This window comes from Micromonospora sp. NPDC005324 (assembly GCF_040607155.1).
Classification (GTDB): domain Bacteria; phylum Actinomycetota; class Actinomycetes; order Mycobacteriales; family Micromonosporaceae; genus Micromonospora; species Micromonospora trifolii.
In genome coordinates this window covers 64,606-74,951 of sequence record NZ_JBEXGE010000038.1, presented here as the reverse complement: position 1 = coordinate 74,951, position 10,346 = coordinate 64,606, and the positions used below count along the sequence as shown (strand labels likewise).

8 protein-coding genes and 2 pseudogenes are annotated in these 10,346 nt (G+C 69.8%); 3 read left to right on the top strand and 7 right to left on the bottom strand.

All coding sequences use genetic code 11. From position 1 onward, the window contains the following. From ABZS40_RS29805 to ABZS40_RS29785, 5 genes and pseudogenes are all read right to left on the bottom strand, one after another. Positions 1–206 (bottom strand): annotated as a pseudogene (locus ABZS40_RS29805) (serine/threonine-protein phosphatase); the annotation flags it as partial. Positions 207–953: 747 nt separating this feature from the next. Further along, positions 954–1,130: pseudogene (locus ABZS40_RS29800) on the bottom strand (cobalt transporter); the annotation flags it as partial. A 196-nt stretch (positions 1,131–1,326) separates the two neighbouring features. Beyond that, positions 1,327–1,812: a hypothetical protein gene (locus ABZS40_RS29795; protein WP_354946990.1), complete on the bottom strand. Its 486-nt coding sequence runs from the start codon at positions 1,810–1,812 to the stop codon at positions 1,327–1,329. 536 nt (positions 1,813–2,348) lie between these two features. Beyond that, complete coding sequence (gene zwf / locus ABZS40_RS29790) at positions 2,349–3,842, bottom strand: glucose-6-phosphate dehydrogenase (protein WP_354946988.1); 1,494 nt, start codon at positions 3,840–3,842, stop codon at positions 2,349–2,351. Positions 3,843–4,068: 226 nt separating this feature from the next. After that, positions 4,069–7,194, bottom strand: coding sequence for a hypothetical protein (locus tag ABZS40_RS29785; protein WP_354946986.1), 3,126 nt, complete (start codon positions 7,192–7,194; stop codon positions 4,069–4,071). 164 nt (positions 7,195–7,358) lie between these two features. Here ABZS40_RS29785 and ABZS40_RS29780 point away from each other — a divergent pair, with 164 nt between their 5' ends. Together ABZS40_RS29780 and ABZS40_RS29775 are read left to right on the top strand one after the other, a co-directional pair. Next, complete coding sequence (locus tag ABZS40_RS29780; protein ID WP_354946984.1) at positions 7,359–7,583, top strand: hypothetical protein; 225 nt, start codon at positions 7,359–7,361, stop codon at positions 7,581–7,583. Between the two features lie 113 nt (positions 7,584–7,696). After that, a complete protein-coding gene (locus ABZS40_RS29775; RefSeq protein ID WP_354946982.1) occupies positions 7,697–8,467 on the top strand; it encodes a class I SAM-dependent methyltransferase in 771 nt (256 codons plus the stop codon). A gap of 67 nt (positions 8,468–8,534) precedes the next feature. Here ABZS40_RS29775 and ABZS40_RS29770 read toward each other — a convergent pair whose 3' ends face one another. Together ABZS40_RS29770 and ABZS40_RS29765 are read right to left on the bottom strand one after the other, a co-directional pair. Further along, a complete protein-coding gene (locus ABZS40_RS29770) occupies positions 8,535–9,413 on the bottom strand; it encodes a hypothetical protein (RefSeq protein WP_354946980.1) in 879 nt (292 codons plus the stop codon). A gap of 215 nt (positions 9,414–9,628) precedes the next feature. After that, positions 9,629–9,832 (bottom strand): cold-shock protein, encoded by a 204-nt coding sequence (locus ABZS40_RS29765; protein ID WP_013283833.1) that lies wholly within the window; start codon positions 9,830–9,832, stop codon positions 9,629–9,631. 111 nt (positions 9,833–9,943) lie between these two features. Between ABZS40_RS29765 and ABZS40_RS29760 the strand changes: the two genes are divergently transcribed. Continuing rightward, a complete protein-coding gene (locus ABZS40_RS29760; RefSeq protein ID WP_354946978.1) occupies positions 9,944–10,291 on the top strand; it encodes a hypothetical protein in 348 nt (115 codons plus the stop codon). The last annotated feature ends 55 nt before the right edge of the window (positions 10,292–10,346 follow it).

Below are 10,346 nucleotides of genomic sequence, written 5' to 3'. Positions count from 1 at the left end.
GTGCCGTCAATGTCGATCGGGTCGCGGGCCGGCGCGCTGCCGCCGATCAGCGGAAGCAGTAGCCGCTGCTGATGGTCCACCAGGTAGATCACCAGGGCACGCGCGTCCAGCAGCGGCGCCGCTCGCATCGCCATCTCCGGCAGATCATCCGGACGCGCGTGGTGTGACTGCTGTAGCAACTGCCGCAGCGATTCCAAACTACTCACAAGCATCCTCCCATGTACCGGCCCGTAGATTGTCACTCTGCACCGACCAGAAGGCTCTCGCTGCAGAGCCACGTCACACCAGGGGCCAACCTCCGCTACCTGGTGCTGCCGTTCATGTATCCGCCCGCTGCTGCTGCCCGGCTGTCGAGCCGCTGGCCCAGAGCTTTCCTTGTGCCGCTCTGGACGAAACAGAGCCGACCACGGACGAGGAGCGCTCTGCCCAGATCGTGCCAGAGTGGTGCGACTGCCAGACCGCCGATTCGACGATCGCGCTGCCGAAGGACGACGCCCGGCACCGGCAGACCGTGACTGTCACACCTCCCGAGGCTTACGGATTGCGGCTCGAGTCGGCGTTCGGACGCCCTCTCTGCGCATCGGCCTGTTCAGGCACGGTCTCAACATTCACTGGGAAGATCAGCAGAGGATCGACGCGATCGGGATCTTCGCCGACCCGATCGCCGAGAATACTGGTCAGCGTTACCTCGTCTGGTTGGGCATGGCGGGTGGCCTCGCCGGTGGCGTCGCCACCATGTGCCTCGACGCGATCGTCCGCCGGAAGCAGGGGTAGCAGCGCCGAGCCATCTCGCCGCGCCCCTGGCTGTCGTGCTCTGCCTACCTACGCTGCCGGACCGCCACAGCGCTTGTTGACGGTGCAGCACCCGTCGGTGCATCCGCTGGGGTCGGTGGGGGTGCGCAGGGTGGCGCCGGGTGGCGCAGCAACTGTTGTCGCTCCAGCCCTTCGCAGCTGAACAGCGAGTTGACCGCGAGCCGGTCCAGCAGCACGGCCGTGAGGTAGGTGCACAGCAGGGTCTGCTTGGAGTCCGCGACGGTCGACGCCGATCCGAGTTCGCGCTCCGCGCGGCGTTGTGCGGCCGACAGGACCGGCATCACCGCTACGGACACTGCGACCAGGACCAGACCGATCTGGCACTGCCGAGACGGCAGCCCACCGCTCATTCTGCGCGGGGCGGTGCCCGTGTTCGCGCTGAGGTCTGGCGTCGCGCGGGCTGACAGCGGGTTGCTCAGAGGCCACTGACCCAGGTGCAGCAGGCCGCAGGGACATGCGAATCGGCGGTGACCGTCCGGGTGACGGTCACCGCCGATCGCGTGGTCGAGCCGGTCAGGCGGCCGAGCAGGCGGTGTCCAGCTCCTTGATGGCGGCTTCCAGGGCCTTCTTGCTGGGCTTGGCGTCGGCGGACTTGTTGTACGCGTCGCTCAGGCCCATCATCTCGTTCTGGATCTTCTCGGAGGCGGCGGTGACTGCCTCGGTGGCACCGATCGAGTGCGCCAGGATCGCGACCGAGCCGGCGGCCCACTGGGCGCTGACCGCGAAGTGCCCGGCTGGCGGGCCGATCTTCTCGGCCTTGGTGACCTTGGCCGCGTTGTCCTTGATGTCCTTCTTGACGTCGGCGCAGGCCTTGATTGTGGCCGCGTCGTTGGCCGCGGTGCTGGGCGCGGTGGTCGCACCGCCGGTCGGGGCGGCGCTCGAGGCTGCCGGGGACGGCGAGGTTGCGGTGCCCTCAGATTCGGGCTGCGGATCGCAGCCGGACACCGCGATCGCCGCCGCAACGGCCAGACCAGTCAGGACGAGTCGAGTTCGGTTCATCGATGTTTCCCCCGTGATCTTCATGTTCGGCGCACGCTACCAGCCCGGGCCGAACGAGTGGGATCAGTTAATGGGCCGACGAGCACCGAGCCCTAGGTCTGGACCCTGGGTGCGAGGCGCGCCGTGGCTGGCCTCAGCTGACCCGGGTGCGGATCTCACGGACCACTGTGGGGGCCAGATTCCATTGGCAGGTCGTGACCGGTGCCGGGCAGTTCGACGCAGCCGGCGTCAATCGGCACCCCCACTACATCCTCGCCGCCTTCGTGGCGTCCGGAAGATGGCCGCCGGGTGTTCTGGCAGGCGGCCGTCGACGGAACGACGCCAACTGATCCGGTACACGTGGGAAGAATGAGCCCGCACCGCCTTGACCTCCCAACTCTGCGCCGACACAGGCTGAGTGGACGGACGTCGGGACATCCACCAGGATGGCCGGCCATCGATTTCGATGACCGGCTCACCGAGAGGGCCGTGCCGCGCGTCGATGGTGAGACCAGGCGATCGAGCTCAGCAGCGCGGTCACGCTGGTTCTGGCAGGGTCACGCGGAGTTGCGCCACTTGCGGCCGTGCCGGCCGATCAGCCGGTCGGCGTCGGTCGGGCCCCAGGAGGCGGCCTCGTAGGTGGGGATCGGCGAGTTGTCCTTCTCCCAGTTGTCGATGATCGGGTCGACGATCCGCCAGCACTGCTGCACCTCGTCGCTGCGGATGAACAGCGACGCGTCACCGATCAGCGCGTCCAGGAGCAGACGCTCGTACGCCTCCGGGGACTCCTCGACGAACGTCTGGTCGTAGGAGAACTCCATAGTGGCGGTGCGGACCCGGAAGGAGTGGCCCGGCACCTTGGCACCGAAGCGCAGCGAGATGCCCTCGTTCGGCTGGATCCGCAGGATCAGCGCGTCAGCCTCGAGGCCGGTGAGCTGGTCGGTCGGGATAGGCAGGTGCGGCGGCCGCTGGAACTGCAGTGCCACCTCGGTGAGCCGGGCCGGCAGACGCTTGCCGGTGCGTACGTAGAACGGCACCCCGGCCCAGCGCCAGTTGTCCACGTTCAGCCGCATAGCGGCGTAGGTCTCGGTCCGCGACAGGGGGTCGACGCCGGCTTCCTCGCGGTAGCCGGCCATCAGTTCCTCGCGGGTGCCGCCCCGGGTGTACTGTCCCCGGACCGCGGCCTCGGCGATGTCCCGGTCGGTGGGGAGCCGGATCGCCTGCAGCAGCTTCACCTTCTCGTTGCGCAGGCCCTCAGCCTCGAATGAGGCAGGTGGCTCCATCAGCGCCAGCGCGAGGACCTGGAGCACGTGGTTCTGCACGATGTCCCGCATCGCGCCGGCGTCCTCGTAGAAGCCGCCGCGGCTGCCGACGCCGAGGGTCTCGGCGACGGTGATCTGTACGTGGTCGACCCAGGAGCGATCCCAGATGGGCTGGAAGATCGAGTTCGCGAAGCGCAGCGCCAGCACGTTCTGGACGGTGTCCTTGCCCAGATAGTGATCGATACGAAAGACCTGGTGCTCGTCGAACGCGCTGTGCACGACGCCGTCGAGCTCGCGGGCCGTGACCAGGTCGCGCCCGTACGGCTTCTCGATGACCAGGCGGGAGAAGGAGCCTTCGCGTGGCTGGTTGAGCCCGACACCGGCCAGTCCGTTGATCACCGGCTCGAAGGCCCCGGCCGGGGTGGACAGGTAGAACAGCCGGTTGCCGGACGTGCCCCGCTGTGCGTCCAGCTCGTCGAGGGTCTTTACCAGCCGCTCATAGGTCTCCGGGTCGTCGTAGCCCCCGGCCACGTACCGCACGCCGCCCTGGAGCTGGCGCTTGCTGGCGACGGTGCGTTCGCCGAGGGCGCTCTCGGCGAACTGCTCGTCGGTCATCGACGTGCGCGCGACGCCGACCAGCGCGAACTGGTCCGGGAGTCGCTCGTGCCGAGCCAGGCTCTCGACTGCGGGCAGCAGCTTACGCCGGGTCAGGTCACCGGAGGCACCGAAGATCACCAGCGTGGCCGGCGGGGCACTCCGCTCCTGGATGAGCTGAGATGCGTGGTCCATGGTCTGCGTTCCTCCGGGCACAAGGGGTGTGGGTTGGGGGTGCCGCGCTGTCATGCCAGGAATTGTGCGGCTGTGGCGGTTGTGTCCGGGGGCCACGCGGCGTGGCCCGTTGGTCGCGGACCTTGAGCGTCGCATGCCGGGCTGACTGGTAGGCGAATCGGTGCGGTCTGTCGGCGTGCGGGGTGGCGCCGGATGCCGTACCCGCTGGCACACGGAAACGGCATCCTCACCGCCAGCGACCTGCTGTTCGTCGGCCAGCGGATGGCCGGTGGCGTCCGAGTGACAGGAGCAGGCCGGCCGCGGCCAAGGCGATTCCGGCTGCGGCGGTGTATGCGGGGAGTTGGGTGGGGATGCCGAGGTGGACGGTGATGCCGAGGATGCGGGACAGGCCCCAGGGCAGCAACGCGAGCTGGTCATTCCACACCGTCAGCGCACGTTCCAGGCCCACTACCGAGACCAGGGCGGACAGCACGCCGAGGGGCACACCCACGGCGGTGAGGGTCAGCCCGACGGCGCTTCGACGGCGCAGGCCGTACCGGTCCCGCAGGACCACGGCGACGGCCACGAACAGCCAGCAGAACGCCGCGAACGCGACGGTGACGTACGCCGCGCGCAGGCTCGGCGCAGTCCAGAAGGCGAACCAGTATCCGCCCGGTCCGCGCCCGGCGAGCGCCGCCAGCAGCAGCACGCTGCGCAGCAGCGCGACGCCGCCGACCACGGCCCACAGGTGGAACGGGTCCCGGCGGCCGACGACGAGGCGTACGACGAGGGCGAACAGCGCCCACCCACCGAGGGTGACCAGCAGGTGCGCCGGCGCGGCGAACCAGGTCAACACGAGCCGGCTCGCCACCAGCACCACGGCCGGAATCAGCCACACCAACACCCGGTCCGCCCGCGTCATGGGCGTCGGCAGCGCGGCCACCCGCCACGGCCGGAGCGCGCCGAGCAGCAACCCGCGCGCGGCGGCTGCGCCGAACCCGCGCCCGTACAGGCCGAGCAGCACCACCAGCAGGATCGACCCGAGCATCGCCCGGGCGGCCCAGGCCATCGCCGGGTCCCGGTCGGCGCGCCGCGCCCCGAGGTCTGCGGCGGTGAAGTTGTACGCGGGCAGGTCCAGGTCGGTGCCGTAGCGCTGCCGGTGCGCGTCGCGCGCGTCGTGGTACGCCGCCGCGGCCAGCCGCCAGTCGTGGCGGGCGGCCGGGGCGCCCGTGTCGAGCCACTGCGCGTGCCGTAGCACCATGGTCCGGTACGCGCCCAGCGTCTCGAACAGGTCGACCTGGTAGTCGAGGGTCGCGGTGAAGCGCCCACGCAGTTCGGCGTCCCGCCACGTCGCCGGTTCGGTCGCGGCGACCAGGTCGCGCATGCGCCGGGCCAGCACGACGGCCTGCGTGCCCTCCTCGATCGCCTCGTCGACGCGGCCGCCGGTCACCGCGTAGATGCTGTCGAGCGCCGCAGAGTCGCCGGTCGGGATGTCCCACTCGAAGATCCACATCATGGGCGGCGGTTCCAGCCCGAGCGCCCGCACCGACCGGTCGGCGTACGGAGAGATGTAGAGGCCTCTGGTGACCGCCTGCCGGGACAGCGCCATGGCCTGCCCGATCGCGGCGACGGTGCCCGGATCGCCGGAGAACGTGCGGTACGCCCAGTCCGCCGTGACCTGCGCCGGGTCGGCGTGTGGGTCCCAGGCCAGGCGGCCGACGGCGTACGTGTTGAGGTCGTAGAGCTGCCAGAACCCCGTGCGCAGGTACAGCGACATGGGCCCGGCGCGCAACGGCCCGCCGTCCTGGGTCCAGTTCCAGACACCCTCGACGTTCGGGTTGGCGGCAAGGAACGCGCGCAGCGCCTGGCGGTGCAGCGGGCCTAGGTCGTTGGGCAGCGACCCGAACGCCTCGAACTCGCGCCGGGCCTGGAACTCCACGATGCGGCGGTGCCCGCCGCCCAGCAGGGTGGAGTTCAGCGGTAGGTGGCTGTAGAAATCGCCCAGTGTGTACTTCGTGGACACGATCAGGTGCGGATCATCGAGCCCGCCGAGGACCTGCGCGTACGACACCGGGTTGGTGTGCAGGTCGCCGACGGCACCGACGCCCACCGTCCACGTACGGAAGATGATCTCCTTCCCGGCTGGGCCCGCGGTGTCCAGCAGCGCCCGCAGCATCGCGCGCACTGACGTCTCCGTGGTGACCGCGAGCCTCGACGAGTAGTCCCAGCCCGTTCCGGCGTACACCTCGCCGCCCTCGCCGACGCGGATCATCAGGCCGTCGACGAACGGCATGCTCTCGAACAGCTCCGCCAGACCGGCCTGGTAAACCGCCCACAGCCGAGGGTCGGCCACGTCGAGGCCGCCGACGGTCCGCGTCAGGTATGCCTCCAGCGGGGGCGACACCGCGAGCATGTCGGTCAGCAGGAAGACCCGCACGCCCATGTCCTCGGCGTACCGGAAGACGGGGCCGAACGCCGCGACCATCGCCCGTGCGCGTTCGACGTGCGGGTCACCGGGCGGGTAGACCGCGCCCCCGTCGCCGACCTTCCTGAACGTGACGTACTCCAGGAGGCCGGGCACGACGATTCCGTTGAATCCCTGCGCCACCGAGTGGTCGACGAACTGCCGAAATTGCGCGTCGATACGGGCCACCGCGCCCGCGTCCACCCACGGCGCGCGAGGAAGCACCGCCGACCCGACCACGTCGGTGTTCAGGCCATAGTCGTCGCCGGCGGCGAAGACGGCCGGGTCGGGCTCGCGCCCCACCGAACCCGCGTCGGTCAGCCGCAGGCCGAGCCGGGGGATGACCACCCGACCCGCGTCCGCCGCGGGGAGCACCTCCGCACCGGAGCGGATCCGGTCGGCCAGCCGGTACATCCCGGCTGCCACGCCCGCGACGTCGCCGCCCTGGACGGCCAGCTCGGCGCCGCGCACGTCGAGCCGGTACGACTCGGGCGTCCCGCTGAGGGTGGCCAGCACGCCCGCCCGCAGTGTGCTCACCGCCGTCAGGTCCGGGGCCGCCACGCGCCCTGTGCCGATGCCCGGCGCGGCCGTCGCGGACCTGGCCCGGCTCGACGCGGCCGAGGCGAGCACCGGCCGGGGCAGGCCGCGGAAGACGACCGCGTCGGCGACGGCGGCCGCGGCCTTCCTGAGGCGCGGTTCGTCGGGCACGACGAGGGACGCCAACGGCGGGACCGGCGCGGGCGTCCGCGCCGGCGCGGCGACAGCGTCCTCGCGCGGCACGGCGGCGGGGGCGTGGCTGAGCCCCAGCGTGTCGCCGACGCCCCAGGCCGTGGCCGCGCCGAGCGCCAGCAGGACCGCCGCGACGACGAGCAGCGGGTACGGCCGGCGGACCTGGGCAACGTGAGCCACGCTCGCATGGTAATAGCCCGTAGGCTGATTCAGTGCGGTCCGGACGTGCCCTCGTCGAAGGACAGCGATCGGCCCCGGTGGGATCGCCGACTACGCGCCACCGCCTCACTGTCGCACCGACGTCGGTCGTTTGTGGAACGCCCGCGTCGGGCACAAGATATGCCATGGTGAATGAACGAGGCAGGTTGGTCGGCGGCTACCTCATGCGACTCATCGGTGGGTTGGCAGTCATCTTCGGGCTCTTGATGCTGTTCAGTGCGCTGTCCCGGGGTGACATCATCGGGCTGGTGCTCGGCGGTGTCTTCGTTGTCGGTGGCGCCTTCCTTCTCACGCGTTCGGGCAAGATCGGCCGTGTGAAAGAGGTGGCCGCCACCCGCCGCACGGGCTGAGGGTCCGAAGACCTTCGACGGTGGGCCAGCGGCTCGCAGGGCGCCGAGCTTTGGTGGAGCCCTGCGAGCCGTTGGCGAGGTCGCTGGATGATGAGACTTGGTCGGTGACGGGGATGTCCAACCTGTTCGATTACGACGCAGAACTACGCTTGCACAACGAACTTTTCCGCGCCGCTGCCCACGTCGGCTCTCGCGACCGTGTGCTCGACATCGGCTGTGGTACCGGCCAGTCCACGCGCGAGGCCGCCCGCGCCGCCGCGGCCGGAAGCGCGGTAGGCGTTGATCTCTCCGCGCCTATGCTCGAACGGGCTCGTCAGCTCAGCAGCGACGAGGGGCTGACCAACATCATTTTCGAACAGGCGGACGCCGAGGTCCACCGCTTTTCATCGACGCCGTACGACGTCTGCATCAGCAGATTCGGAACGATGTTCTTCGCCGATCCGGTCGCCGCGTTCACCAATATCGGGCACGGCCTGCGCCCTGGGGCACGCCTGGTGCTGCTGGTCTGGCAAGAGCGCGACCGCAATGAGTGGGCCAACGCGATCGGCCAGGCCCTCGGCACCGCAACCGCCACACCGCGCGGCCCGAACCCGTTCTCACTCGCTGACCCGACCGTCACGCAAGGCATCCTGACGTCGGCCGGCTTCGCGGACGTCAGCTTCACGGACGTCAACAAGCCCGTCTACTACGGCCCGGACAGCGCCACCGCCTTCGATGCCGTGCTCAGCCTCTGGGAGTCCAGGAACCTGCTTGCCAATCTCGACGCCGCGGCCGCCCAGCAGGCACGCACGCGGCTACGCGCCACCCTCGACGCCCACCAGACCGACGGCGGCGTGTACTTCGACTCACGGGCCTGGATCGTCGAGGCTCGCCGCAGTCACTGAAGACCGCCACCACCGCCAGGATGAGTTCCCTGACCGAGACCGCGGTGCGTCAGGTAGGGCGGGCTGGTCAGGTCTGACGGGTGGTGATTGGCCGGCGTAGTTCGGTTACCAGCGACCGTACCCACGGCTGGCGCATGGTGGGTTCGCCGGTCATCGCGGCGGCAAGCCCGGCTCGCCCTTCGGGCGAGCGGCCGTAGGCGACCAGGGCCACGGCTTCGGCGAGGGCGGCCAACGCCGTGGGATCGCGTGCCGGGCCGTGCGTGTCCTGGTCGAGCCACCGTACGACGGGGAACGAGCGGGTGATCTTGTGCTGGTGGTCGCCGAAGTACTCCCACAGCCATCTGCGCAGGGACACGCCGACCAGGGCGCTACGCGGGAGGTGGCTGGCCCACGGGGCGGCCTGGTACCAGCGCCACGTGTTCGGGCTGGTCTTCGTGCGGGCGGTGATGCCGATGAACCGCACCTTCGTACGGATCACCGACCAGGCGACCCTCTCCTCGCTGATCCAGCGCCGGAGCAGATGGAACAGGTTCTCGTAGGTGCGGCCGCCGTGGACGAGGTCAACGAACGCCACCGGACGCTGGCGGTGGGCCAGCCCGTGCGGGGTGATTCCCAGGTGGCTGAGGTTGCTGCGGAACTGGGTGACCTGCGCCGGGGTCAGCGCATCCGGATCGCTCCACAGTGACAGGGGAAGACGGTGGCAGCGGTCGCGCCATGTGGTGGCGGCCAGCGCTCCGCTGAGCAGGTCGAAGATGCTGTCGGGGGAGCGGCCGACGAAGTAGAGGTCCGCGTCGGCGCTGCGGGCAAGGACCTTCCCGGCACACTCGAGCAGCTCGGGTAGGAACCAGAGATCGGGCTCGGGGACGGCGTCGAGGAGAGCGCCGAGCTGGGCTGGCGAGACAAGGTCCCAGCGGAACGGACCCGTCGGTGCCGGTACTGCTGCCACGGCCGAAATCCTATCCGGCTGGCCGCGTTCGATCTCCACGGTGGAGTTCAGCCAAGCGCTTCCGCGTCGCCTGTCCATGGGGCGAGGCGTCCACTCGCCACACCGAGACGGCCGGACTTCTGCCGATCAGACGATCTTGACATGCCGCGGTGAGCGCGTGAAACGCCGAACGGCGGCCCGCTGAATCAGTCGGGCCGCCGTTCGCGGAGTGTGGATCAGAGCGGGCGGATGTTCTCCGCCTGCGGGCCCTTCTGGCCCTGGGTGATGTCGAACTCCACCTTCTGGTTCTCGTCGAGGCTGCGGAAGCCGCTCGCCGAGATCGCGGAGAAGTGGGCGAAGACGTCAGCGCCGCCGTCGTCCGGGCTGATGAAGCCGAAGCCCTTGTCGGCGTTGAACCACTTCACGGTACCTGTAGTCATGTCTGCTCCTCGCAGGCTGTAGAGACCGCACTGTGCGGACCCTTACGCCGCCGCGTTGATCACCCGCGTCGAAACGACACGAAAAACGAAAAGCGCCTGGAGGGGTTTCAGATGCCCCATCAGGCGCTAGAAAACGTCTACGGAAATCAAAACTGCAACACGGGAACCATAGCACAGGATCCGCCGTCGCTGCCGCGACCACACTGCTGCCGGCTCGTGCTCGCCGCCCGGCTCGCGGGGCGGGCCCGACGAGCGCCGGTCCGGAAGACGACGGATACTCGCCTGATGACTGGACCGGATCTCGACCCCGAACAGTATCCGCCCATTGACCCGCGCGAACCGGTGCCCGACGACGCGGGCGTCCTTCTGCCCGGCGCGCCGGACGAACTGCCCGAAGCCCCTGCCGAACCGATGCCGGACGATGATGGCAACGCCGGCGGTGTGCGCGAGCCGGCATAGATCCGTCCGGCCGCGGTCGAGGAACTGTTGCGCTACGTGCCGCTCGGCGCCGACT

Bases quoted from the DNA above. Each gene is read 5' to 3' on its own strand.
- ABZS40_RS29795 (WP_354946990.1), bottom strand. From the start codon at position 1,812: ATGAACCGAACTCGACTCGTCCTGACTGGTCTGGCCGTTGCGGCGGCG.
- zwf (WP_354946988.1), bottom strand. From the start codon at position 3,842: ATGGACCACGCATCTCAGCTCATCCAGGAGCGGAGTGCCCCGCCGGCC.
- ABZS40_RS29780 (WP_354946984.1), top strand. From the start codon at position 7,359: ATGGTGAATGAACGAGGCAGGTTGGTCGGCGGCTACCTCATGCGACTC.
- ABZS40_RS29775 (WP_354946982.1), top strand. From the start codon at position 7,697: ATGTCCAACCTGTTCGATTACGACGCAGAACTACGCTTGCACAACGAA.
- ABZS40_RS29765 (WP_013283833.1), bottom strand. From the start codon at position 9,832: ATGACTACAGGTACCGTGAAGTGGTTCAACGCCGACAAGGGCTTCGGC.
- ABZS40_RS29760 (WP_354946978.1), top strand. From the start codon at position 9,944: ATGCCCCATCAGGCGCTAGAAAACGTCTACGGAAATCAAAACTGCAAC.